Here is a 24,685-nt window from a genome sequence, read left to right on the forward strand (position 1 = left end):
CCCGCGACACAAGGCTCACAGCCCTGATCAACGGGCCGTGGGCCTTCTTATTTCGCGCGCCGCAGGGCCCATCCCGCCGCAGCCAGAGCGACCGCCGCCGCCGTGGCGGGAAGTGCCGCCTTGCGCACGGAGCGGTAGTCGCGGATCTCCCAGCCCCTCTCTTGCGCGTGTTTGCGTAGGGCGCGATCCGGGTTGATCGCCACGGGCGTGCCCACCATCGACAGCATGGGGATGTCGTTGATGCTGTCGGAGTACGCGGTGCACTGCGCCAAGTCCAGCTGCTGCAACGCGGCGAGAGCGGCGACCGCGTGACGCTTTCCGGGTCCGTGCAGGATGTCGCCGACCAGCCTGCCGGTAAACACCCCGTCCTGTGCTTCGGCGACGGTGCCGAGCGCGCCCGTGAACCCGAGGCGGGAGGCCAGTGCCTGGCCGATTTGCACCGGGGTCGCCGAGACGAGCCACACCTGTTGGCCGGCGGCGAGGTGCATCTGGGCCAACTGAAGCGTCGGGTCGAAAGCCCGGCCGAGAATCTGGCGGTCGACGATGTCGTCGGCAAGCTCGAGCAAATCGCTGACCTTCTTGCCGCGGGCCAAGCCCAGTGCGTGGGCGCGGCCGCTGGCAATGTCGGAGGGTTTCTCGGAGCCGAAGATGCGGTAGCGCAGTTGCTTGGTCAGGCCGGGCAAAAGCTCGCGCAACGTGATCAGGCGTTTCTTCGCCAGCCCCCGGCCGAGCAGGACGAGGGAGGACCCCTGGATCAGGGTGTTGTCGATGTCGAAAAACGCCGCGGCTTCGGCATCCTGCGGTACGTCGGGGTCAGGCTGGGTTACCCTCGCCGCGCCGGCGGTGGCAAATGCGCCGCCGACGGTATCGACCCCGAGGGTGAACTCGTCGATGCTGAGGTCGAACGTCTCCTTGATGGCGGCCGCCGCTGCCGCTTCACCGGCGGCGCGCTGTGAGGCGTCGTCTAGCGGAGGTACGGCGAGGTCTTCCAAGAAGCGGCGGACGTTGCCGTGGGACGCCGACCACTGCGCGAGGAATTCCCTGCCTGGGCGGTGTGCGGAGTCCGCGCTCATAGTGGTGTACAGCCTTTCATCGGGGACGGAGTAGCGTAAACAACCGTACCGTGATGATGCCCGTGAGGAGCCCTGTGAAAAACGTCGAGCTGATGGTCCGCGCCACATGCGGTTCCTGCGACCGCGTGGCGCGGCAAATCGCACCGATCGTCGAGGCGGCGGGAGCCGCGCTGACGCTAGTCGACGTTGACGCTGACGCCGAGCTCGCGGCTGAATACGGCGACCGCGTGCCCGTCGTCGTGATCGACGGCGAGGAATTCGCCTGCTGGGAAGTCGACGACGCAGACCTCGCCGCCGAGCTCGCGAGCTAGCTGGGTTATCCTTTAGTTTGATCTCGAGAAAGAATTGTCCGGAGGAGTTTGTGTGAGTGTTCTCGTCGTAGGGATGTCGCATCGTTCGGCACCCGTCGCGTTACTCGAGCGCCTCAGCATGGACGACACCGTGCAGACGGAGACGGCAACGGCTTTGGTCGACCAACCCTCTCTTTCCGAGGCGATGATTGTGTCCACGTGCAACCGCCTCGAAGTGTATGCGGTGACAAACTCCTTCCACTCCGGTGTCGAGGACGTGCTCAGCGTGCTCGCCGAGAAGTCCGGGGTGGAACAGGCGGAGCTGCGCTCCTACCTTTACGTCCGCTACGCTGACGCCGCGGCCGAGCACATGATGACGGTGACTTCAGGCCTGGACTCGATGGTGGTGGGGGAGCAGCAGATCATCGGCCAGGTCCGCTCCAGCTACCAGGACGCCGCTCAGCGCGGCACGGTCGGGCCCGGCCTGCACTCGCTGGCCCAATCCGCCCTCTACACCGGCAAGCGCGTGCACTCGGAAACGGACATCGACGACGCCGGCGCGTCGATGGTCACTCTCGCGTTGGATGAGGCGATGGCAATCATGGGTGTGGAGGATTTCACCGGCAAGACCGCGCTCGTGCTCGGCGCCGGGGCCATGGCGTCGCTGGCTGCGACGCACCTGGGCAAGCGCGGGATCAACAACCTCATCATCGCCAACCGCACCCGCTCGCGCGCCGAGCGCCTCGCCGAGCACTCCCGCGAGGCGGGCGTGCCGGCCGAGGTCGTGGACTTCAACTCCCGCGCCGGGGCGATGGCCCGGGTCGACATCGCGGTCTCCGCCACCGCCAGCGACGAGTTCACCATCACGGCCGAAGACATTTCCGGGCCCGTCATGCTCGCCGACCTTTCGCTGCCGCGCGACATCGATGACGCCGTCACCGAACACGACGGCGTGCGCCTGGTCAACATCGAGTACCTGCACCAGCGCATGCGCCAGGCCGACGACAAGGACTCCCGCTCGCGCGCTGCCGCTGAGGCGATCGTCGCGGAGGAGGTCAGCAACTTCAACTCCCGCCAGCGCGTGCGCGAAGTCGGACCCGCCGTGGCCGAGCTGCGCAAGGCGGCCAACGAGGTGACGGACGGGGAACTTGCCCGGCTGCGCGCTCGGGTGCCGGATTTAAGCGAGGAGGACTTTGAGCAGGTCTCCCGCACGGTTCGTAGGGTCGTCGACAAGATCTTGCACACGCCCACGGTGAAGATCAAGGAGCTGGCGGCGGCCTCGGAGACGGTGAGCGTGGAAACGGCCATCGAGGAGCTTTTCGGGTTGGGCCGCAGCTCGGTAGCGATTGACGCGCAGCGGCTGCCCAAGCTCAGCGAGATCACGGAAGAACGTCGAAAATAGGGAGAAGAGGACACATTATGCTGCACATCGGAACCCGCGGCTCGCACTTGGCCACGACGCAGGCAGGACACGTCCGCGACGACATCATCGCCGCCGGCCACGACGCCGAGCTGACCATTGTGACCACGCCCGGTGACCTGTCGCAGGCCCCGGTGGAGCGCATCGGAGTCGGCGTGTTCACCTCCGCCTTGCGCGACGCGCTGTTTCGCGGCGAGGTGGAGATCGCCGTGCACTCGTTCAAGGACCTCCCCACGGCCGACGAGCCCCGCGCCCACATTGTGGTGCCTGCCCGCGAGGACAACCGCGAAGCGCTGATCGCCCGCGACGGCATGCAGCTTGCCGATCTCCCGCAGGGCGCGCGCGTGGGCACCTCCGCACCGCGGCGCATCTCGCAGCTCAAGGCATTGCGCCCCGACCTTGATATTCGCCCGCTGCGCGGCAACATCGAATCCCGGATGGGGAGGGTTACCAGCGGCGAGCTCGACGCTATCGTGCTGGCGTACGCCGGTTTGTTGCGCGCCGGGTACGGCGATCGCGCCACGCAACTTTTCGACGCCAGCGAGTTCTTGCCCGCCCCGGCCCAGGGTGCCTTGGCGGTGGAGTGCCGCAGCGACGACGCCGAAACCCGCGCGGTGCTCGACCCGCTGATGGACGCCGCCACCGCGCTGCAGGTGTCCGCGGAGCGCCACGTCCTGGCTACCCTCGAGGCTGGGTGCACCGCGCCCGTCGCCGCCCATGCCTTCTACGACGGAGGCGAGCTTTCGCTGCGCGCCGGGGTGTTCGCCCTCGATGGGTCGCACCAGCTGGTGGAAAGCGGCTCGGTCACGGTCGCGGACACCCTCGACCGTGAGGCGGCGCGCGGGCTCGGGCGCGAGCTCGCCTCACGGCTTCTCGACGCCGGCGCGGCCGAGCTCATGGCTTAGCGCAACGGGGAGGGCAAAGGGCCGGGTTTTTGATTCCCGGCGGATTCACTTTAAGGTGTAACTACCATACGTCGAAAAATCCCGGAGCATGCGGGGTCCGTTTAGTCGGCCCCGGCTGCCGGGGTTGCGCTTACGCCTTTTTTAAAGAAAAGAACCTTTTTATGACTCTGCCCTCCACCACGCCCCAGCCGGGGAAGATCATCTTCGTTGGCGCAGGCCCGGGCAACCCAGATCTGCTGACGATCCGCGCCCGCGAGGTGATGGAGTCTAACTCTATCGCCGTCGTTGACCCCGATGTCCTTCAGGGGGTGCGCGATGTCATCGCCTCCAAGCTGCCCGTGCCGCAGGCCAAGCTCAAGGAAGCGAACGAGCGTTATGAGCAGATGTGCGCCGAGGCCCGCGAAGCCGGGGCGCGCCGTAAACCGCCGCGCCCGGACGACCCCACCGCCGCGGAGATTCGCGAGGTGGGCTCTCCAGGCGCGGAAATCGTCGATATCTTGAAGGACGGGCTGGAGCGCGCGGTCGCCGCGATTGAGCGCGGCGAGGCAGGCGACGGTGACGTCATCCGCCTGGTGAGCGGCAACCCGCTGACCCGCGACGCTGTGAAGGAAGAGATCTCGGCGGTGGCGGCGGCCGGGTTGGAGTTCCAGGTCGTGCCCGGGATGTCGTTGCCGTCGACCGTGCCTTCCTTCGCCGGTATCGCGCTCGGCTCGACCTACACCGAGGCGGACCTGTCCAACGATCCCGTCGACTGGGATAGCCTGGCCAACGCCCCGCAGCCTCTGGTGCTGCAAGCGGTGGCGGAGCAGCTGCCGGTTATGTCCGCCGAGCTGCTGGAGCGCGGTTTTTCCCCCTCGACGTCGCTGACGGTGACCACCAACGGCACGACGCGGCTGCAGCGCACCTTCGACGCCACGCTGGAGACGATCGGCAAGATCGACGCCGACCTCGAGGGCAACCTCGTTGTCACCATCGGCACGGCGGTCGATGACCGCTCCAAGTACTCGTGGTGGGAAAACCGCCCCCTGTACGGCTGGCGGGTGCTGGTCCCGCGCGCCAAGGAGCAGGCCGGCCCGATGAACGCCCGGCTGTCCTCTTACGGTGCGATCCCGCAGTCGGTGCCGACGATTTCCATGGAGCCGCCGCGCAACCCGGCGCAGATGGACCGCGCGATCAAGGGCATCGTCGAGGGCCGGTACCAGTGGATCGTGTTCACCTCGACCAACGCGGTGGACGCGGTGTGGGACAAGTTCGAGGAGCTCGGCCTCGATGCCCGATCGTTCGCCGGCGTTCACCTCGCCGCCGTGGGGCAGAAGACCGGCGATGCGCTGCGCGCCCGTGGCATGCTGCCGGAGCTCATCCCGCACCGCACGAAGCAGAACGCCCACGGCCTGGTGGAGATTTTCCCCGAGTACGTCGAGGACATCGACCCCGTTTCGCGGGTGCTCTTGCCGCGCGCTGACCTCGGCACGGACGTGCTCGTCGACGGCCTGGTCGACCTCGGCTGGGAAGTCGACGATGTGGTCGCCTACCGGACCGTGCGCGCGGCGCCGCCGCCGCTCGAGGTGCGTGACATGATCAAGTCGGGAGGCTTCGACGCGGTGTGCTTCACCTCGGCCTCGACGGTGAAAAACCTCGTCGGCATCGCCGGCAAGCCGCACCAACGCACGATCATCGCCGCGATCGGCCCAATGGCGGCCGCCGAGGCGCGCGAGCAGGGCCTGCGTGTCGACGTCGTGCCCGAGGTCGCCGACGTGCCTTCGCTTGTCGACGCCCTCGCCGAACACGTCGCTGGCCTGCGCGCCACCGGCCAGTTGCCGCCTCCCCGCAAGAAGCGCCGCGTGCGTCGCAAGGCGGACGGCGAGTAGTGTCCGCCCAAGGGCTTAGACTGGGTGCCGTGTCTTTTGCTAACGAGATCATCCGCCGCCCGCGCCGCCTGCGTACTACCGCCGCTATGCGGGAGCTTGTCGCCGAGACGCGGGTGCGCGCGAGCGATCTGATTTACCCGATGTTCTACGCCGACGGTCTGGACTCCAAGCGCGAGATTTCGTCGATGCCGGGCCAGTTCCAGCACACGCTGGATTCCCTTAAGGCCGCGGCCCACGAGGCGCTCGACGCGGGGGTGCGCTGCATCGACCTGTTCGGCGTGCCGCTCGATTCCGATAAAGACGCCGTCGGCTCGGTCGGCTGGGCCGAAGACGGTGTGCTCAACCGTGGGATCCGCGCGCTGCGCGAGGAGTTCGGCGACGACCTCGTCATCATGGCCGACACCTGTCTCGACGAGTTCACCGACCACGGCCACTGCGGGGTCCTCGACGCAGACAAGCAGGTCGTGCTCAACGACGCCACGCTCGATTGCTACGCGCGCATGGCCGTGGCCCAGGCGCGCGCCGGGACGCACGTGGTCAGCCCCTCGGGGATGATGGACGGCCAGGTTGCCGCAATCCGCAGCGCCCTCGACGCCGAGGGTTTCACCGATGTCGCGATCATGGCGTACTCCGCGAAGTACGCCTCGGCCTTCTTCGGGCCGTTTCGTGAGGCCGTGGGGTCGTCGTTACGCGGCGATCGCCGCACCTACCAGCAGGATCCCGCAAACGTGCGCGAGTCCCTGCTGGAGGCGCAGCTCGACATCGATGAGGGCGCCGACTTCGTCATGGTCAAACCGGCGATGGCCTACCTCGACGTTGTGTCCCGGATCGCCGAGTTCTCCCCCGTGCCGGTGGCGGCCTACCAGGTCTCCGGCGAGTACGCGATGATCCAGGCCGCCGGCCGCAATGGTTGGGTCGATCTCGAGGCGACGATGCTGGAGTCCTTGACGTCGATCAAGCGCGCCGGCGCCGACCAAATCCTGACCTATTTCGCCGTCGACGCCGCGAGAATGTTGCGATGACCTCGATCCCGCCGCTGAAGCCGCAGAACCCGGACAGCCCGAGCCATGTCAGTGGCACGGGGAAGAAGCCGCGCGGAGCGGACACGATGCGCTACCTGGTGGGTAGCTGGTCGGTGATGCTGCTCGGTGAGCTCGCGCACCAATTGACCAACTCCATAGGCCTGATCCTCGATCCCTCGATTCTGCGCCAGGCGGCCGCGGAGGCCGCCCGCAACCGCGATCAGGAGGTCTCGGACGCGATGCTGACGGTGAGCACCTACACCTCCATCGCCGTCATGACGTTGTTTCAGCTGCTCATCATCTCTTTGCTGGCGTTCGCCCTGCGCGCGGTGGCGCGCGGACACAAATGGGCGGATGCGGCGCGCCGACTTTTGACGGTGTTCTCGATCTTCTTCGTCATTCGCACACTGCTGGTCGTCATCGCCCCGGCGGCGGTGGCCGGGGCGACGCAGCTGCCGCTCGGCTTCACGGCGGCGCTCGGCATCGCCCAAATCATCGTTGGTGTGGCGGCTGCGTGCGCGCTCATCTACGCTTCTCGGAAGGAAATCCACGAAGCGTTGTCCAACGACACCAAGAAGGACGGGTAGGGCAGTGGCAGGCATGTTCCCCACGATGGTGGGAGGTACCAACGACCCCAACCGGCCTCCCGCGAAATCGTACACGGGCGAAAACTGGCCGCCAGCGCTGCGCACCTCCTACTGGCTCATCATTGCGTCTGCGGTGCTGATGCTGGTCACGGGAATGGTTCTTCTTACGGCGGGATTCCCGGAAGGTGGCGATGAGCAGTTCCGCGAGGCGTTTGTGCGCAACACGCGCTTCACGGCGCTTGGCAATATCGTCCTCGCTTTGGGCATGGTCGTCGCGGCGGCGCTGTTTCCCAAGGGGCTCAAAGGCGCGCGCGGGTGGGCCTGCGGGTTCATTGCGGCGGCGATCTTTGTCAACCTCGCCGCGTTTGTCATCCGGGTCACCTCGTGGGCGTCGTTCGCCATCGTGGTGGCGCTGACCTTCGCGGTGTTTTTCATGTTCCGCCCCGCCGCCAACCAGTTCCTGGAGCGGCCGTGAGGGAGGAGCTTGAACGCTCGATCGCGGAGGCGCGCCAGGCCGCGATCGTGGCGGGTTTCGATCCGGACACCCCGCACGAGGTAGGGGACGAGGCGTGGAACACGCCGCGTACCTCCTACGCCTTCGAGCTCACCGGCCTGGAGGATGCCCCGCAGCTGCGCGACATCGAAGAGGCGCTCGAGCGTATCGACGGCGTTTCGGCGCGGCTGGTCTACCCCACGGCGATGGCCTGGGTGACTGCCCCGGAGGGCATGGACCCGGCCCGCGTCACGGCGGTCATCGCGGAGTTCGGCGTGCAGGCGCGGATGACGGATTCGACGCTGCGCCGCCGCGCCGTCGGCCGCCGGGCGGCGGATCACCCCCTGCCGCGCCGCGGCACCCGCGGTATGACGGGCAAGATGCGCCGCCTGCGCCGCTTCGAGGAACTTTCCCTCAGCGAGAAGCGGGCGGCGGGGTTCATGCGCGGTGGCTTTGAGCGCGCGCCACGGTCCCAGACTGACCTGCTGTTTACCGCCCGCGACTTGGTCACCCCGCTGCGCATGTGGGTGGCCGTCGTGCTCACCATCCCCGTGCTGGTGATGAGCTACGTCCCCCAGGCGCAGTTCGCCGGGTGGCAGTGGGTCTGCCTGGCGCTCGCCACACCAGTTGCGTTGTGGTGCGCGTGGCCTTTCCACCGCGCGATGGCGGGAGGTGTGCGCCGCGGCATGTCCGCGCTCGACGGGGCGAGCTCGATCGCCGTGATCGCCTCGTTCCTGTGGGCGCTGTGCGCGCTGTTGTTCACGAGCGCGGGCGAGATTGGCTGGCAATCGAGCGGTGAATGGTTACCCACCCGCCGCGGAGACGGCATCGAACTCTTCCTCGATGTCGCCTGCGGGGTGACGGCCCTTTTGCTGGTGGGCCGCTACAATTCGATTCGAGTGCGTTCCTACCTGCTCGAGGACATGGAGAGGCGCCGGCCCGACCCGAACCGCGAGTTCACGGTCATCCGCCGCGGTCGCACCTCCGGCAAGGCGGTCAAGGAGATGCTGCCGGCCTCCGAGCTCAACAAGGGCGACGACGTGGTCCTGGGCCCCGGCGATGTCATCCCCATCGACGGCGACGTCGTCGGCGGCTCGTGCTTGTTGCGCTCGCCGCTGATCAACACCCGTGAACCGCTCGAAGCCAAGGTCGGCTCCCGCATCTACTCGGGTGAGCTGATCAAGTCCGGCACGGTGAAGGTCCGCGTGGCACGCACCGGCCACGCCACGCGGTGGGCCGTCGTGCACAAGTGGGTCGAGGACGCCTCGAAGCGCGAGAACGTGGCCACGTTGCTTTCCACGCGCTCGGCCAGCCTGCTCATCCCCGCGGCCTATTTCATCGCCGGGGCGGACTTTCTGATTTGGTTGCTGATCTCCGGCGACTTCAGCAAGGCCTTCTCGACCGCGCTGGCCATCCTCGCCGTGGTCGCCCCGGTGGCGCTGGCGATCTCGCCGGCCCTCGCGCTGCGCCTCGGCATCGAATCCGCTGCCCGCAACGGCATCCTCATGCGCGACGGCCACACCTTCAGGGTGCTGGAGACGACGGACACCACGGTGTTTAACCGGGTGGGAACCCTGGCGACACGGGAAATGCAGGTGGAGTCCGTCACCGCGGAGCGCGGCGAGGACCCCGACATCGTCCTGCGCGTCGCCTCGGTGCTGGCGGTCGAGTCGGACAACCCGATGGCAAAGGCGTTGGTCAAGTCCGCCCGCGAATCTCGCGACACCCGCTCGAAGGACGCGTCTTTGCCGACGTGGATTGAGCTGAGCAACGAGGTCGATAGCGCCGACGGCGAATTCGCTGGACGGCTCACGCTCACGTTCGAGGAAGAAGGCGGCGAGGAGCGCACAGAAGTCATCGAGGCGTCGCTGTGGCGCCCGACGGATCTATCGCGCCTGCGCGGCCGCTTGGCCGTCGCCGCGACCAGCGGCGGCACCCCCATCGTGGTGCGCTACAAGGGCAAGGACCGCGGCGTGATCACCTTCTACGACCCGGCGAAGCCCGACGCCATCGACGCCGTCGAACGGCTCGAGGACATGGGCGTGGAAACGGTGATGCTCACCCGCGACACCTACCCGGTGGCGCGCCGCTTCGCCGACTTCCTCGGGGTGTCCAACGTGCTCGCGGGCGTGCGCGCCGCCGACAAGCCGGGCGCGGTGCGCGCTCTGCACACCCAGGGCGCGACGGTGGCGATGGTGGGCGACCACACGGTCATGGGCGTGCTACGCGTTGCCGACGTGGGCATCCTCTACGCCAGCGACAAGGCCATCGACAGCCGCCTGAGCAAGGTCGCCGAAAACGCCGAGGTCGTGCTCTTGCGTGACGACGTCATGGCGGTGCCTCAACTCATTTCCCTGGCGCGCCGCGTGTGCCGCATCATTGACTCGAACATGCTGTTCGCCTGGGTCTACAACATCGCCGCCATCGCGCTCGCGGTCGCCGGTGTGCTCCCCCCGATGGGCGCGACACTGGTGATGCTGGGCTGCACGCTCATCATTGAGGCACGCTCGGCTCGGGCGCGCCGCTTCCCGCTGTAGACTCCACCCATATGACTAGACGTGAGCTGACACACGCCCCGATCATCGACGCAGCCTATGGGCGCACCCCGACGCGTACCCCGGTGTGGTTCATGCGCCAGGCGGGCCGCTCGCTGCCCGAGTACCGGCAGGTGCGCGACGGGATCGGGATGCTGGACGCCTGCTTCATGCCGGAGTTGTTGGCGGAGATCACCCTGCAGCCGGTGCGCCGCCATGACGTCGACGCCGCGATCTTGTTCTCCGACATCGTCGTGCCGCTCAAAGCCGCCGGCGTGAACGTCGAGATCGTTCCCGGTCGCGGCCCCGTGATGGCGCAGGCGGTGCGTTCTCGGGGGGACGTCGATAAGCTGCCCATGCTCGAAGGCGACGTCGAGGAGGTCGCGCGCGGCATCCGCATCATCCTCGACGAGCTCACCGACGCCCAGGCGCTGATCGGGTTCGTCGGCGCGCCGTTTACACTGGCCAGCTACCTCGTTGAGGGCGGGCCGTCGAAGAACCACGAGAAGACCAAGGCGATGATGCACGGCGAGCCTGAGACGTGGCACGCGCTGATGGAGAAGCTGGTGCCCACGATCGTGGCGTTCTTGCGTACGCAGGTCACCGCGGGCATCGACGCGATGCAACTGTTCGATTCCTGGGCAGGATTCCTCACCGAGCGCGACTACCGCGAGCACGTCCTGCCCTACTCCGTGGAGATTCTGCGCTCCGTCGAGGGCGAGATCCCGCGCATTCACTTCGGCGTGGCCACCGGCGAGCTGCTCGGCGCGATGAGCGAGGCGGGCAGCGAGGTCATGGGTGTCGATTGGCGCGTGCCGCTGGACGTGGCCGCGCGGCGTTTCGCCACACCACGGGTGCTGCAGGGCAACCTGGATCCCGCGATCCTTTTCGCCGGGCCCGGGGTGGTGCGCGGCGAGGTGCGCCGCATCAAGGAAGAGGCGGCCCGCGCAATCGCGGCGGGTGACGCTACCGGCCACATCTTCAACCTCGGCCACGGTGTGCTGCCGACCACCGATGCGGACGCAGTTACTGAGGCTGTGGCGATGATCCACGAGGAGAGATAGCGTGCGTATCGCGATTATTGGGGCGGGACTGGCTGGATTGACCGCGGCGTACGAACTGCGCGAGCACGACGTCGACGTCTACGAGGCCACGGACCGCATCGGCGGCAAGCTCCACACCGTCGCCTTCGAGGCCGGGCCGACCGATATGGGGGCGGAGGCGTTCTTGGCGCGCCGCGCCGACATAGTCGACTTCGTCGCGGAGCTCGGGCTGACCGGCTCGCTGGTTGAGCCCTCGGGCCTCGGTTCGCTCGTCTACACCGGCGGAAGCGCGAAGCCGCTGCCGCGCGGCGGCGTGATGGGCGTCCCGTCGTCGGGGCGAGCGGTCGCGCACCTGGTTTCCGCAGAGACCGCGGCGCGTATCGACGCCGAGGCGGACGCGCCGGGTTTTGATTGGGACGTCGACGGCGACCGCAGCGTGGGCGAGCTCGTGCGGGAGCGCTACGGCGACGAGGTGGCGGACCGGGTCGTCTCCGCCCTGCTCGGCGGCGTGTACTCCTGCAGCGCCGACGACCTCGGTGTGCGCGCGACCGTGCCGCAGCTCGCCGCTGAGCTCGATCGGCTTGCCGCCGGCGGGGCGCCCGTGCACCTGTCGGTGGCGGTGAAGAACCTGGAGGACTCTCGCGCCGAGCTGCCCAGCGGCCAGGGACCGGTGTTCACCACATTCCGCGAGGGCTACCAGGAGCTCTACGAGGCGCTCGCGGAGAAAAGCGGCGCCGACATCTACGTCGACGCGTTCATTTCCGGCATCGTCCGCGACGGCGGGGGTTTCCGGCTCGCAGGCGGGGAGGACGTGGTGTACGACCGCGTGATCGTCGCCACGCCGGCTCCGACCGCCGCCCTGCTGCTCAAGGGCGTGGCGCCCGAGGCGTCCGCCCGTCTGTCCACCGTCAAGCTCGCCAACTCCGTGGTGGTGGGGATGCGCTTTGCCTCAAGTGACGGACTGCCCGAGAACTCCGGCGTGCTCGTCGCCGCGGACGAGGAGGGGCTCACCGCCAAGGCGTTCACCTTCTCCTCGCGGAAGTGGCCGCACCTGGCCGAGCGCGGCGGGGCGCTCGTGCGCGCGAGCTTCGGGCGCTTCGGCGACGACATCGCGTTGCGCGCCACCGAGGACGAGCTTGTCGACGCCGCCCTCGACGACCTCGCCACCATCACCGGCTTCGACGGCCGCGCCGCCGGCCTGGAGGAGATCTACGTGCAGCGCTGGCTCGGCGGGCTGCCCCGGTTCGACCCCGCCCACCTCGCCACCGTGGCCGCCGTTGATGAGCAGCTCGAGGCGACTCCGGGCATCGTGGCCACCGGCGCGTGGGCGGGCGGTGTCGGAGTGCCCAGCGTGATCGCCCACGCCCGCGCCGCCGCCACGAAGGCGGTCTCGTGACGGAGCAGCAGGAGGCGCAGCAGCCCGAGAAGGAGTGGTGGGAGGAGGACGGCCTGCCGTGGAACTCCAAGCCCACACGCGCGGACTACTGGTGCCTCGGCTGGTTCGCCTTCGTCGGGGTCTTCGGGCTGGCCATGATCCCGCTGCGCGCCTGGCTGCTCGGCCTCGACCCGCCGGTGATGCTGGCGCTGACGGGGTCGCGCATCGGCGCGGCGTCGACAGGCGCCCTGGCGTCTGTCGGCCAGGCCGACAACTGGCTGCTCTACCTGCTCATCGGCTCCGTGGTGGCCATAAAGTTCGACTGGATCTACTGGTGGGCCGGCAAGCTCTGGGGCCGCGGCATCCTGGAGGTGCAGGCGGGCCAGTCGAAGCGCGCGGCCCGCAACATCGCGCGCGTGGAGCGCTGGGCGGTTAAGCTCGGCTGGCTGGGGATCTTCCTGGCGTACCTGCCCATTCCGCTGCCGCTCGCGTTCGTGGTGTTCGTGCTGGCGGGCATGACGGGGATGCCGCTGTGGAAGTTCATGGTGCTCAACTTCGTGGCCAAGACGGTGTGGTCGTTCATCTACTTCGCGCTCGGCTGGGAGATCGGCGAGCCGGTCGTGTTCTTGCTCGAGCAGTACGCCCGGGTGGCCAACTGGATCGCGATCGCGCTCGTCGCGGTCATCATGTTCACCGCCTTCAGGAACCAGAGTAAAAAGCAGGTGCCCTAGACTGGAGCGCATGACTGCGCACATTCCGACACCCACGTCCGCCAACACCGCGCGCTCGGCCGAGCTGATCCAGCGCGCACAGCACGTCACCCCGGGCGGTGTGAACTCGCCCGTGCGCGCCTTCGGCTCGGTGGGGGGCCAGGCCCGCTTCATCGCGAAAGCCCGCGGCAGCCAGCTTATCGACGTCGACGGCAACGCCTACGTGGACCTCGTCGACTCCTGGGGCCCCATGCTCCACGGCAACGCGCGGCCGGAGATTGTCGAGGCCGTAAAGGAGGCGCTTGCCGACGGCCTCTCGTTCGGCGCCCCGACCCAGGCCGAGGTGGAGATCGCGGAGATGATTGTGGAGCGCACCTCCGTGGACGAGGTCCGCATGGTCAACTCCGGCACGGAGGCGACCATGTCGGCGGTGCGTCTCGCGCGCGGCTTCACGGGCCGGCCGAAGATTGTGAAGTTCGACGGCTGCTACCACGGCCACGTCGACGCACTTCTCGCCTCCGCGGGCTCAGGCTTGGCCACGTTCTCCCTGCCCGACTCTCCTGGCGTGACCGGCGCGCAAGCCGCCGACACCATCGTGGTGCCCTACAACGACCTAGAGGCGGTGCGGCAGGCGTTCGCCGGCAACCCCGGCGAGATCGCCGCTGTGATCACCGAGGCGGCCGCCGGCAACATGGGCACGGTCGCCCCGCGCGAGGGCTTCAACGCGGCGCTCAAAGAGATCGCCCACGACAACGGCGCGCTGCTTATCATCGACGAGGTGATGACGGGCTTCCGCACCTCCTACTCAGGCTGGTACGGCGTGGACGGCGTGGCGGGGGACCTGACCACCTTCGGCAAGGTCATCTCCGGCGGCCTGCCGGCGGCGGCGTTCGGCGGGCGCCGGGACATCATGGAGAAGCTCGCCCCGCTCGGCCCCGTCTACCAGGCCGGCACGCTCAGCGGAAACCCGGTGGCGATGGCGGCCGGGATGGCGTCGCTGCGCCTCGCCAGCGAGGACATTTACCCGGTGCTGCTGCGCAACGCGGACACGCTCGAGGAGCTGATTCACACCGCGCTTGACCGCGAGGGCGTGGCGCACCACGTGCAGCGGGCATCGACAATGCTCTCAATCCGCTTCGCCGAAGGGGCGGGATCGAACTTCGACGAGATGAAGGCCGCGGACACCTTCCGCTACCCGGCGTTTTTCCATGCCCTGCTGGACAACGGGGTCTACGCTCCGCCGAGCGCGTTTGAGACGTGGTTCGTGTCCACGGCGCTCACGGCCGACGACTTCGGGCGCATCGAGCGCGCCCTCGCCGTGGCCGCGAAGGCCGCGGCGCAGGACACCGCCGGGGCCGCCTCATGAGCGGTCCGCGCACCGTCGTCCACCTCGTGCGCCACGGCGAGGTGTACAACCCGATGAGGCTTCTGTACGGGCGCATGCCGGGCTTCCACTTAAGCGCCCGCGGCCGCTCGATGGCGGCGGTGACCGCGCGTTTCTTCGAGGGCCGCGACGTCACCTACCTGGCGTCGAGCCCGCTCGAGCGCGCCCGGGAGACGGCCGCGCCGATCGCGCAGGTCACGGGCTGCGAGGTGGACACGATCGAGGATGTCATCGAGTCCTCCAACACGTTCGAGGGGCTGCGCACCAAGGGGCCGCGCTCCCAGCTGTGGTACCCGCCGCGCTGGAGGCACTTGACCAACCCGCTGCGTCCCAGCTGGGGCGAGCCGTACGAGGATATCCTGGCGCGCATGCTCCGGGGGGTGGAGCACGCGCGGGCGACAGCGGAGGGCCACGAGGCGGTGGTGGTCAGCCACCAGCTGCCGATTGTCACCGTGCAGCGCCATGTGCAGGGCAAACCGTTGCCGCACATCAGGCGCGAGTGCGACCTGGCGAGCGTGACCTCGCTTGTGTTTGACGGCCCGGATGTTGTTGACTGGTCGTACAACCGACCAGCGAAGGATGTCTAGATGCTGAAGCGACTCGCCGCGCCGTGTGCCGCGGTACTGCTGATCGCAGGCTGCTCCGCCCCCGACGACGGCGCGACGTTCTCGTTCCACTCGCCCGGCGGCCAGGTGGAGATCTTCTACGACGAGGCAGACCGCGCACCCCTGCCGGACTTCGGCGGGGAATCCCTCATGCAGCCGGGGGAGCAGATCAACCTCACGGACTACGACGGCCAGATCGTCGTGCTCAACGCATGGGGGCAGTGGTGCGCGCCGTGCCGCGCCGAGGTCGACGACCTGCAGGAGGTCCACGAGGCCCTGGGAGGCGACGGCACCGTGCTGGGTATCAACGTGCGCGACTACAACCCCGACATCGCCCGCGACTTCGTCATCGACAACGGGGTGACCTACCCGTCGATCTACGACCCGCCTTTTAAAACGGCCGTCAACCTCGGCGGCGTCCCCAGCTCCGTGATCCCGACGACCGTGGTCTTGGACAGGCAGCACCGCCCCGCGGCCGTGTTCCTCCGCGAGGTCAGCGCCGGCGACATCCTGGCCGTGACCGACGAGCTCAAGGGAGAGTAGATGGGCGAGGTGTTCTCCGACATCGTGATGACGGGACCGCTCGTCGTCGGGATCCTGGCGGCCGCGCTCGCCGGGCTGGTCTCGTTCGCGTCCCCGTGCGTGATCCCCCTCGTGCCGGGCTACCTGTCGTATCTCACGGGCGTTGTCGGCGGCGAGATGGAGTACGGGGAGCAGGGACCGAGGGTGGTGTCGAAGAGGTGGGCGGTCGCCGGCGCGGCGGGCCTGTTCATCCTCGGGTTCACGGTGGTGTTCCTGCTGGCCACGGTCTCGGTGTTCGGGGCGATCAGCCTGATCGCGCTGAACGCGGACACCCTGATGCGCGCCGGCGGGGTGGTCACCATCGTGATGGGCCTGGTGTTCATCGGCGCCGTGCCGCTGCTGCAGCGCGACACCCGCATGGCGCCGAAGAAGTGGACGACGATCGTGGGCGCGCCGCTGCTCGGCGGGGTGTTCGCGCTGGGGTGGACGCCGTGCCTGGGGCCGACGCTGGCCGCGATTATCTCGGTGTCGGTGGGCACCGAGGGGTTGACGGCGGCGCGCGGGGTGTTCCTCGTCATCGCGTACTGCCTAGGCCTGGGCTTGCCGTTCCTGCTCATGGCCTTCGGCTCCGCCTGGGCGGTTGCGGGCGTGGACTTTCTGCGCCGCCACTCGCGCACCATCCAGATCCTCGGCGGGGTGCTCATGATTCTCGTCGGGCTCATGCTTGTCACCGGCGCGTGGAACCACTTCATCGCGTGGTCGCGCCAACTCGTTGTCGGATACGGAGCGACCATCATCTAATGAGGACAGTTACTACCTGGCTGCGCGCGACGTGGCACTGGCTGACCAGCATGCGCACCGCGCTGGTGCTGCTGTTCATGCTCGCGCTGGCCGCGATTCCGGGCGCGTTGCTCCCGCAGCGCACCGTCAGCGCCTCCCTGGTCAACGACTTCATCGAGGCCAACCCCACGATGGGGCCGATCTACGACCGGCTGCAGTTGTTCAACGTCTTTGGTTCCACGTGGTTCATCGCGATTGTGACGCTTTTGATGATCTCGCTGGTGGGCTGCATCATCCCGCGCACGATGGAGCACTGGCGCGCCTACCGGGCTACCCCCGCGCGGGCCCCCAAGTTCCTGCACCGGATGCCCCTGCACGCTCAAGGGAGCGTCGATAAGCCGCTTGCCGACGTCGAAAGCGACATCGCCCGAATCCTGTCGCGCTGGCACACCGCGACGTACACGCCGGAGCAGGACCGAGCCGGTGTGTTGTCCATTTCGGCGGAGAAGGGGTACACGCGCGAGCTGATGAACCTGCTGTTCCACATCGGGCTCGTCGGCATGATCATCGCCTTTACCGCAGGCCGCATGGTGTTTTACGAGGGCCAGGTCATCGTGGTCACCAACTCGGCTGCCGAGTCCGCGGTGCCGGTGGAGCAGTCGCGCGAGTTCTGCAACACCTCGCCCGCCAACTTCGACGTCTTCCGCGCGGGCCCGCTTTTCGACGGCACCGGGCTGACGCCATTTTGCTTCGAGTCGCACAACTTCACCGCCGACTACCTCAACAACGGCCAGGCCAACGGGTTCGCCTCGGACATTTCCTACACCGCCGACGTCACTGCGGACAAGCAGGAGTGGCAGGACTTCACGCTGCGGGTCAACCACCCCCTGCGCATCAATGGCGATCGCGTGTACCTCCAGGGCCACGGCTTCGCCCCGCAGGTCACCGTCACGTGGCCGGACGGGGAGTCGCGCACCCAGATGATCCAGTTCCGCCCGACCGACGTGCAGAACTTCCTGTCGTCGGGTGTGATGCGCTTCGACCCGCCGGCCGGAATGTACCCCGACCTCGGCGAGCGCCGCCAGAACCAGCTCGCCGTCGAGGGTGTGTTCGCCCCGACCGCGCAGTGGATCGGCCCGAACGGCGACCAGCTGCAGTCAGCTTTCCCGGCGATGACGGACCCCGCGATGGCGGTGGACATCTACGTCGGTGACGCGGGATTAGACACCGGCCGCCCGCAAAACATCTTCGTGCTGGACCAGGCGCTCATTGCCGACGGCCGCCTGCAGAAGGTCGACCGGGTCAACCTCACCCCGGGCGAAGAGGTCACCATCGACGGCGGGATCACTGTGCGTTTCGACGGCGCCGCCGAGTACGCCAATTACCAGATCTCGCGCGACCCCACCCAAATGTGGGCGTTGGCGACGACGATCGTCATGCTCGGCTCGTTGATCGGTTCTGTCACGATCAAGCGCCGACGCGTCTGGGTGCGGCTTGCGCCCGAGGCGGGCTCCACCCGCGTCGAACTTGCTGGGCTGGCGCGCACCGACCGCGCCGGCTGGGGCGCGGAGTTCGACGAGCTCGCTGATCGGATCCTCGGCCGCGGCACAGCCGAGGATGAGGAAGATGAACGTGACCTAGGAGACCTTGGTTAATGTCGCAGCGCTGGGGTAAGTTTGCCCTATGCTCGTCGACTCCACCATGGCGGACCTGTCGGACCTGACGTTCCGCACCGCCTTTGTCATTTACCTGGTCGCACTCATCATGGCGTGCGTCTATTACGGGCGCATGTTCGGTGTGGTCGACATGCGCCGTGAACGCTCGAGAACCGCCCAGAAGGTCGCCGTCGGCGCTGGCGGTCCCGATGTGGTGGTGGAGGACTCTTCCGACTTCGACCAGGCCGAGTATGACCGCCGCGTCTCCGGGGCCCGCAAGTGGGCGAACATGACGCAGGCGCTCGTCTGGTTCGGCATTGTGCTGCATGTGGCGTCGTTTATCACCCGCGGTTTCGCCGCGCGCCGTTTCCCGCTGGGTAACCTGTACGAGTACATCTTGTTCATGTCGGCGGTGGTGATGGTCGCCGCGGCGGTCGTGATCCAGCGCAGGAACTGGCACACGCTTTGGCCGTGGGTGCTCTCGCCGATGATCATCGCGATGTTCCTCAACTCCACGGTGTTCCACATGCAGGCCGCGCCCGTCGTGCCGGCGCTGCAGTCCTACTGGCTGCCGGTGCACGTGTCCTCGGTGTCCATCGGGGCGTCGATCGGCATCGTCTCCGGGCTTTTCGCCCTGCTGTACCTGCTGCGTATGTGGCAGCCGCGCGGCGAGGAGCGTGGCTTCTTCGGCGCGATTGCCAAGCCCCTGCCGAGCGCGAAGACGCTGGACCAGATCACGTACAAGACGGCAATTATCACCCTGCCGCTGTTCGGTATCGGCATCGTGTTCGGCGCGATCTGGGCCGAGGTGGCGTGGGGCCGCTTCTGGGGCTGGGACGCGAAGGAGACGGTGTCCATGATCACCTGGATCCTTTACGCCGCCTACCTGCACGCTCGCGCCACCGCCGGGTGGAAGAACGTCCGCGCCGCCTGGATCAACGTGTTTGCCCTGGCGATGACGATCTTCAACATGACCTACGTCAACACCGTCATCGCCGGCCTGCATTCGTACGCGGGGTTGAACTAAATGAAGGTCCTCGTCACCGGTGGAGCCGGTTACATTGGGTCGACGGTGGCGTCGTGCTGCGCCGATAGCGGCATCACCCCCGTCATCCTCGACGATTACTCGACCGGGTTGCGCACCTACGCGCAGCGTTTCGCGCACTACGAAGGCGACATCGCCGACCGCGCGCTGCTCGACCGCATTGTCGACAAGCACCCGGACATCGAGGCGGTAATTCACTGCGCGGCCAAGATCGTGGTTCCTGAGAGCGTCGAAAAGCCTCTGTATTACTACGACAACAACGTCGCCAGGGCCATCTCGCTTATCGACGCCCTCTCCGCCCGCGGTATCGAGAAGTTCCTGCTCAGCTCCACGGCCGCCATGTACGAACCCGGCGACGATTTCATGGTCAGCGAAACCAGCACCGTCAACCCGACGAGCCCGTACGCGGCGTCGAAGTGGATGCTTGAGCGCGTGCTTGCCGACGCCGCCGCGGCCGGCGCAATCCGCGCCGTAGCCCTGCGCTACTTCAACCCCATTGGCGCCGACCCACAGATGCGCACCGGGTTGCAGAACCCCGCGCCCTCGCACGCGCTGGGCAAGATGATCACCGCACAGCAGTCAGGGCAACCGTTCCACGTCACTGGGGTGGATTGGCCAACCCGCGACGGCTCGGGTCTGCGCGATTACGTCCACGTCTGGGACCTCGCTCGAGCCCACGTGGCCGCGCTGAAAAGCACGCTGGCTGACTACGAGGTGATCAACCTGGGCACGGGCACCGGCACCACGGTGTTCGAGCTGGCCGAGGCCGTGGGCGAGGTGACCGGCAGCCCGCTGGACATCCGTCCCGCGCCGCGACGCGACGGCGACGTTGTCGGCAGCGCGGCGCGCACCGACAAGGCCGCGCGCGTGCTGGGTTGGGAAACGCAGTATTCGCTCGCCGATGGAGTGCGCCACTCCCTCGAATGGGCGGAGAAGCTGCCGCGCGTGCTGCGCAGCGAGGCAGAAAGGGAGAATTGTCATGGCAGGTCCGCGGAATAAGGCCGGCAAGCCGGCGAGCGAAGATCCCGTCCTGATCTCGCTCGGGGAGCAGATCGCGTGCGCGCGTCGTGATGCGGGGCGCCTCCAGCAGGAGGTTGCCGACGCCGCGGGTGTGTCCCGCTCTACGCTTCACACCATTGAGCACGGCGGCGCCGGGGTGCGTTGGGAAAAAGTCGCAGCCGTCGCTGCCGCGCTCGGGCTGGAGATGTCCTTCCAGCCCGCCTAGTCGTCGCCTTCGAGGCGTTTGCGGCGCTGTTCTTCCTCGCGTTTGCGCCGCTCCGCCTCTTCGCGTGCGCGACGCTCTTTGAAGCGCTCCTTTTCGATGTTCCACAGGAACTCTTCGTCGTCGTCCGGCCCCTTGATGGCCGGTGGGGCCTCGGTGTTGTTGCGGGCGGTGCTGCCCGGGCCGAAGGCGCGCCACAGCATCCACACCGCGAGGATGACTAGCAGCACGAGCATGATTCTTCCCATACCTACAACATACTGGGTGGAGGCGTTGGGTAGGGTAACGCAGTGTGAGTGAAGTAGATGCCCCCGAGGTCGACCCGAGTGCCCGCGCCCGCGCAAACAAGGCCGCCGCGGTCTACGGTGGGTTGCGCTTGCTGCTGTTCGTCGGTCTCACCATCGTGATCCAGCTGCTCGCTGTCGCCATTGGCGCTCCGGTGCCGCTGATTATGTCGGCGCTGCTTGCGCTCATTGTCGCGTTCCCTCTGTCGATGTTTCTCTTTTCGCGCCAGCGCATCGCAGCCGTTGAGGCGTTGGCAACGTGGCGCGCCCAGCGCGACGCCCGCAAGCGGTGGATCAGGGACGAACTGGCGGAGCGCTAAAGCACTGCGGCGATGACGAGCATCGCCGGCATGGATAAAAATGTGGTGAGAAAGACGGTGTCGCGCGCAACGATCTCGCCGACACGGTAATTGGCGGTGTAGTTGTACACATTTTGCGCGGTCGGCAGCGCCGCGAGGATAACCGCCGCATAAAGGTGGTTGCCTTCAAGGCCTGCGGCCGTGCCGATCGCCCAAGCCACAATCGGCATGGCCGCGAGCTTCAGGGCGGTTGCGGTGAGCGTCGGCAAGCGATCAGGCCCGTGGGTCAGAACTCGGGTGCCCTTGAGGGAGGCGCCGAAGCTCATCAGGATGAGCGGGATCGAAGCGCCGCCGAGGATCTTGATCGGTGCCATGATCGGCTCGGGGATGGTCCATCCGGAGGCGGAGACCACAAATCCCGCGACCGCGGCGAGTACCATCGGCGCTGTCAGCCCCGCGACGATGGAATCGCGCACGTGGCGCCCACCCCCCGCGTTAAGACCCGCGATGACAAAGGGCGAAAGCACCGCCATTTGCATCACAAGTGCGGGCACGACGTAGGTAGCGTCTCCGATGACGTAAATCGCGATGGGCAGGCCCATGTTCACCGAGTTGAAATAGCTTGACGACGCCGCCCCCGCCATCGTCGTCGGCACATCCTGCTTGAACAAGGCCGCGGAAATCACCCAAAAGATCGCCATCGTGGCCAATGTTGCGCCGAAGACCACGAAATTCACCGGCGAGAGAAAAGCCGACGTGTCCGACGTGGCTACCGAGGAGAAAATCAGCGAAGGCGTCGTGGCCCAGAACGCGACCCGGTTGAACTGCAGCCGCGCCTCACCCTGGCCAATGACCCCGCGCTGAGCCAGCACGAAACCGACACCGATGACGGTGAAGATGATGGAAAAGCCGGTGAGAACGTCGAGCACCCTTAACAGCTTATCCCTAGACGGTCAGGTCTTTGACCCCTGCATCCGCCGCCTCTTGGATTGCGGCCAGGACCGGAACTGAGGTGGTTGGCGTTGAACTCCCCATGACCCTACTTCTAACGTGCCGAGGTACGGACGCTTGTCAGCTAGGTGATTTCTTGGGGTTGCTTGCAGACGGGGCTGGGTGACTCTGCCACGGCAGAGTTGGGGCTGGGTGACTCTGCCACGGCAGAGTTGGGGTGGGACTCCGCCACGGCAGAGTAATAATAGAACACTAGTGCCATAAACTTCCGCCCCGTGTCATGTACCGCTGTTACGCTAACCGCATAAATCGAACACTGTTACGGGGGTAAGAAAATGTCGGTTACGTATCAGGGCGGTAAGCACACCACTTCGCGGCGAGTTGAGATCGTTCAGCGGATCAAGAGTAACCAGTCGTGGGCGATCACGTCGCGCGCGGAAATGCTTGTTGCGCTGGGCGAGTTCGACGAGCTCGGCTTGTGTGAGTCTTTCGGTGAGACCAGCACGGCTGGATGGCTCACGCGCGAAATCCGCATCGGGGTGTCTACGGCCTTCGAGTATGTCAGCGTTGCGCGAAAACTCATGGAGTTTCCGCTGCTCACCGCATCTTTTCGTGCTGGCGTCTTGAGCTATTCGACGGTCAGGTATCTCCTCCGCTACCTCACACCCGAAACGGAGGCAGACCTGGTGAAGTTGGCCGAGAAGCTTTGCTTTGCTGAGTTAAAGCGTGCGCTTGCGGGCGTCGAAAAGCAGGAAGATCAGGCCGAAGGGCCCAAATATCATCACGACGTGCGCATCGACGACAACGGTGACGTGGTCGTCTCTGCCAGGCTCAACGCGGCCGATGGGGCGGCGTACATGGCCGCGTTGAAAATTGCGCAACTCGCCCACTACGGCCTCGACACCCTTGACGATGAAGACGACGAGGAAGCCATCGACGCCGAACTCGAACGCCACCGGCGACAGCCGGAAGCGCACCCAGCTACCGAGTGCCCGCCCGAACGCCCGCGCAACATCTCGGAGCACTTCACGGGCGCTTTTTCGCGCGTCGGTCCACCAACAATGGACGACATGTACGCGGCCCTGCTCGCGATGGTCCACATGGTCAGGTCGAATCCCGTGAGTGAGCTTCGCACACCTGGCGCGCACGTGAACATCATGATGACCACGAACGGCCGCGCATGGCTTCCCGGCAACGTCGCGGCACCGTCGAAGGTGCTGGAATCCTACGTCGATAATGCGCTTGTGCGTTTGCAGATGCTGGACAAGAACGGTCTGACGCTCCATCTCGGCCGGCAGTCGCGTTTCGTCAACAACGCCCAGTTCCGCGCCCTGCTGGCGGTGTGGGGGTACGAGTGCGCGATGCCGGGGTGCAATCACACGAGGTTCCTCCAAGTGCACCACATCAAAGAATGGGCAAATGGGGGAGAAACGAACCTGGAAAATTTGATCCCGCTGTGTTCCGCGTGCCACTCGCGGGTGACCAACGGCCTGGCCCATATCACCACAAACGGGCGAACAATAGAGTTCCGTTTCCGCGGTGGGCGCAGATTCGTGTCCCACGGGGGAGGGCTGCCGGAAAAGTCCACTCCCTTTACCGGGCCCGTGGTGCTGGAAGCCGCGGAAAACAGGATCGGTCACCCCAGGGGCAGTGACTTCAACGACTAGGCGAGAGGATAGTAGATGCCCCCGTTCCACATGCTGCCTCCGACAAAGAGCGCAATGGCCGTGGCCACGGACCAAACAAGCATTGCCTTGCCGTTGAGACCGAGAACAGGAATCAGGGCAGGCCCCTGCGCGCCACGCACCACCTTCAACACCGACTCCAGCGCGAGAGGCAGGGCGAGCAGGGCTGCGAGCGTGGGCAGGTACATGAAAGCGAGGACAATCGTCAGGGCGAAGGGGAGCATGGTCAACGCGGCGAAAAGACGGCGCGACTTAGCGTCGCCAAGCCTCACTGCAAGCGTGTTTTTCCTGGCCACGGTGTCCGTGGGGATATCGCGGATGTTGTTCGCGAGGTTGACGGCCGCGGAGATGGAACCCACCGCCACCGCGCAGAGGAAACCCACCACGCTCACTCGCCCGGCTTGGCTGAACTCGGTACCCATGACGGCAACGAGGCCGAAGAAGATGAACACCGCGATCTCGCCCAGACCCTGGTAGCCGTAGGGATTGCTGCCGCCTGTGTAAAACCACGCCGCGGCGATGCAAACTGCGCCGAGGACAATCAGCCACCACGCAGACATGAGCGCGAGGATGATCCCGGCAACGGCTGCGACAAAGAACGCAATGAATGCGGCGGCCTTCACGTGTTCAGGGGCGGCCAGGCCGGAAGCGGTCAGTCGGGTCGGCCCGGTGCGCTCGTCGTCAGTTCCGCGGATGCCGTCGGAGTAGTCGTTGGCGTAATTGACGCCGACAATCAGTGCCCACGACACGATCAGCGCCAACGCGGCACGACCGAGGTGCGCGCTGCCGAAAAAGGCGGCGGCGCCGGTTCCAGCGATCACGGGGGCAAACGCATTTGCCCAGGTATGGGGCCGTGCGGCGTCGTAAAAGTCCCGCGCGGTCGCGGAATAGGAGTCAGTGGTCATGGCTTCCATCATGCCCGCCGACAGCGCC

At 66.8% G+C, this 24,685-nt stretch carries 25 protein-coding genes; 21 read left to right on the forward strand and 4 right to left on the reverse strand.

Annotated elements, in window-relative coordinates:
- Positions 1-47: 47 nt before the first annotated feature.
- A complete protein-coding gene (locus HMPREF0298_RS01700; protein ID WP_006839358.1) occupies positions 48-1,073 on the reverse strand; it encodes an HAD family hydrolase in 1,026 nt (341 codons plus the stop codon).
- A 53-nt stretch (positions 1,074-1,126) separates the two neighbouring features.
- Here HMPREF0298_RS01700 and HMPREF0298_RS01705 point away from each other — a divergent pair, with 53 nt between their 5' ends.
- The 19 genes from HMPREF0298_RS01705 (at position 1,127) to HMPREF0298_RS01795 (ending at position 20,536) form a co-directional block, all read left to right on the forward strand.
- Positions 1,127-1,384, forward strand: coding sequence for a glutaredoxin family protein (locus tag HMPREF0298_RS01705; protein ID WP_006839359.1), 258 nt, complete (start codon positions 1,127-1,129; stop codon positions 1,382-1,384).
- A 52-nt stretch (positions 1,385-1,436) separates the two neighbouring features.
- Positions 1,437-2,765 (forward strand): glutamyl-tRNA reductase, encoded by a 1,329-nt coding sequence (locus HMPREF0298_RS01710; RefSeq protein WP_083789482.1) that lies wholly within the window; start codon positions 1,437-1,439, stop codon positions 2,763-2,765.
- Positions 2,766-2,782: 17 nt separating this feature from the next.
- Complete coding sequence (hemC, locus tag HMPREF0298_RS01715; RefSeq protein ID WP_006839361.1) at positions 2,783-3,688, forward strand: hydroxymethylbilane synthase; 906 nt, start codon at positions 2,783-2,785, stop codon at positions 3,686-3,688.
- 161 nt (positions 3,689-3,849) lie between these two features.
- Positions 3,850-5,556: a bifunctional uroporphyrinogen-III C-methyltransferase/uroporphyrinogen-III synthase gene (locus HMPREF0298_RS01720; RefSeq protein WP_006839362.1), complete on the forward strand. Its 1,707-nt coding sequence runs from the start codon at positions 3,850-3,852 to the stop codon at positions 5,554-5,556.
- A 29-nt stretch (positions 5,557-5,585) separates the two neighbouring features.
- Complete coding sequence (hemB, locus tag HMPREF0298_RS01725; protein WP_280985040.1) at positions 5,586-6,578, forward strand: porphobilinogen synthase; 993 nt, start codon at positions 5,586-5,588, stop codon at positions 6,576-6,578.
- Positions 6,575-7,165: a hypothetical protein gene (locus tag HMPREF0298_RS01730; protein WP_006839364.1), complete on the forward strand. Its 591-nt coding sequence runs from the start codon at positions 6,575-6,577 to the stop codon at positions 7,163-7,165. The genes hemB and HMPREF0298_RS01730 overlap by 4 nt, the downstream gene beginning before the upstream one ends.
- 13 nt (positions 7,166-7,178) lie before the next feature.
- Entirely contained in the window at positions 7,179-7,640 is a 462-nt protein-coding gene (locus HMPREF0298_RS01735; RefSeq protein ID WP_006839365.1) for a hypothetical protein, read from the forward strand.
- Entirely contained in the window at positions 7,637-10,195 is a 2,559-nt protein-coding gene (locus HMPREF0298_RS01740) for a heavy metal translocating P-type ATPase (RefSeq protein ID WP_006839366.1), read from the forward strand. Before HMPREF0298_RS01735 ends, HMPREF0298_RS01740 begins: the two co-directional genes overlap by 4 nt.
- A gap of 11 nt (positions 10,196-10,206) precedes the next feature.
- Positions 10,207-11,256, forward strand: coding sequence for a uroporphyrinogen decarboxylase (hemE, locus tag HMPREF0298_RS01745; RefSeq protein WP_006839367.1), 1,050 nt, complete (start codon positions 10,207-10,209; stop codon positions 11,254-11,256).
- Position 11,257: 1 nt separating this feature from the next.
- Positions 11,258-12,631 carry a protoporphyrinogen oxidase gene (locus HMPREF0298_RS01750; protein ID WP_006839368.1) on the forward strand — a complete coding sequence of 458 codons (1,374 nt, stop codon included), beginning with the start codon at positions 11,258-11,260 and terminating at the stop codon, positions 12,629-12,631.
- A complete protein-coding gene (locus tag HMPREF0298_RS01755) occupies positions 12,628-13,341 on the forward strand; it encodes a DedA family protein (protein ID WP_006839369.1) in 714 nt (237 codons plus the stop codon). The genes HMPREF0298_RS01750 and HMPREF0298_RS01755 overlap by 4 nt, the downstream gene beginning before the upstream one ends.
- 10 nt (positions 13,342-13,351) lie before the next feature.
- Positions 13,352-14,686 (forward strand): glutamate-1-semialdehyde 2,1-aminomutase, encoded by a 1,335-nt coding sequence (gene hemL / locus HMPREF0298_RS01760; RefSeq protein ID WP_006839370.1) that lies wholly within the window; start codon positions 13,352-13,354, stop codon positions 14,684-14,686.
- Positions 14,683-15,291, forward strand: coding sequence for a histidine phosphatase family protein (locus HMPREF0298_RS01765; RefSeq protein WP_006839371.1), 609 nt, complete (start codon positions 14,683-14,685; stop codon positions 15,289-15,291). The genes hemL and HMPREF0298_RS01765 overlap by 4 nt, the downstream gene beginning before the upstream one ends.
- Positions 15,292-15,294: 3 nt before the next feature.
- Positions 15,295-15,852, forward strand: coding sequence for a TlpA family protein disulfide reductase (locus HMPREF0298_RS01770; protein WP_040422359.1), 558 nt, complete (start codon positions 15,295-15,297; stop codon positions 15,850-15,852).
- Complete coding sequence (locus HMPREF0298_RS01775) at positions 15,853-16,632, forward strand: cytochrome c biogenesis CcdA family protein (protein WP_006839373.1); 780 nt, start codon at positions 15,853-15,855, stop codon at positions 16,630-16,632.
- On the forward strand, positions 16,632-18,266 hold the full coding sequence (locus HMPREF0298_RS01780) for a cytochrome c biogenesis protein ResB (RefSeq protein ID WP_006839374.1): 1,635 nt from the start codon (positions 16,632-16,634) through the stop codon (positions 18,264-18,266). Before HMPREF0298_RS01775 ends, HMPREF0298_RS01780 begins: the two co-directional genes overlap by 1 nt.
- A 28-nt stretch (positions 18,267-18,294) precedes the next feature.
- Positions 18,295-19,293, forward strand: a complete 999-nt coding sequence (gene ccsB / locus HMPREF0298_RS01785) for a c-type cytochrome biogenesis protein CcsB (RefSeq protein WP_006839375.1) — start codon at positions 18,295-18,297, stop codon at positions 19,291-19,293.
- On the forward strand, positions 19,294-20,310 hold the full coding sequence (gene galE / locus HMPREF0298_RS01790) for a UDP-glucose 4-epimerase GalE (protein WP_006839376.1): 1,017 nt from the start codon (positions 19,294-19,296) through the stop codon (positions 20,308-20,310).
- On the forward strand, positions 20,291-20,536 hold the full coding sequence (locus HMPREF0298_RS01795) for a helix-turn-helix transcriptional regulator (protein WP_006839377.1): 246 nt from the start codon (positions 20,291-20,293) through the stop codon (positions 20,534-20,536). The genes galE and HMPREF0298_RS01795 overlap by 20 nt, the downstream gene beginning before the upstream one ends.
- On the opposite strand, the gene HMPREF0298_RS01800 is transcribed toward HMPREF0298_RS01795, so the two are convergent.
- The gene (locus HMPREF0298_RS01800; protein ID WP_006839378.1) at positions 20,533-20,781 is read right to left on the reverse strand and encodes a hypothetical protein; all 249 of its coding nucleotides are present in this window, start codon (positions 20,779-20,781) and stop codon (positions 20,533-20,535) included. The genes HMPREF0298_RS01795 and HMPREF0298_RS01800 overlap by 4 nt on opposite strands.
- Positions 20,782-20,825: 44 nt before the next feature.
- On the opposite strand from HMPREF0298_RS01800, the gene HMPREF0298_RS01805 reads away from it, so the two are divergent.
- Complete coding sequence (locus tag HMPREF0298_RS01805) at positions 20,826-21,137, forward strand: DUF4229 domain-containing protein (protein WP_006839379.1); 312 nt, start codon at positions 20,826-20,828, stop codon at positions 21,135-21,137.
- Here HMPREF0298_RS01805 and HMPREF0298_RS01810 read toward each other — a convergent pair.
- Complete coding sequence (locus HMPREF0298_RS01810) at positions 21,134-22,045, reverse strand: AEC family transporter (RefSeq protein ID WP_006839380.1); 912 nt, start codon at positions 22,043-22,045, stop codon at positions 21,134-21,136. The two genes, HMPREF0298_RS01805 and HMPREF0298_RS01810, sit on opposite strands and share 4 nt — an antisense overlap.
- A gap of 603 nt (positions 22,046-22,648) precedes the next feature.
- On the opposite strand from HMPREF0298_RS01810, the gene HMPREF0298_RS01815 reads away from it, so the two are divergent.
- Positions 22,649-23,734, forward strand: a complete 1,086-nt coding sequence (locus HMPREF0298_RS01815; protein ID WP_245527425.1) for an HNH endonuclease signature motif containing protein — start codon at positions 22,649-22,651, stop codon at positions 23,732-23,734.
- Here the strand turns inward: HMPREF0298_RS01815 and HMPREF0298_RS01820 are convergent.
- Positions 23,731-24,657, reverse strand: a complete 927-nt coding sequence (locus tag HMPREF0298_RS01820) for a 1,4-dihydroxy-2-naphthoate polyprenyltransferase (protein ID WP_050758247.1) — start codon at positions 24,655-24,657, stop codon at positions 23,731-23,733. The two genes, HMPREF0298_RS01815 and HMPREF0298_RS01820, sit on opposite strands and share 4 nt — an antisense overlap.
- Positions 24,658-24,685: the final 28 nt, after the last annotated feature.

The organism is Corynebacterium lipophiloflavum DSM 44291 (assembly GCF_000159635.1).
Classification (GTDB): Bacteria; Actinomycetota; Actinomycetes; order Mycobacteriales; family Mycobacteriaceae; genus Corynebacterium; species Corynebacterium lipophiloflavum.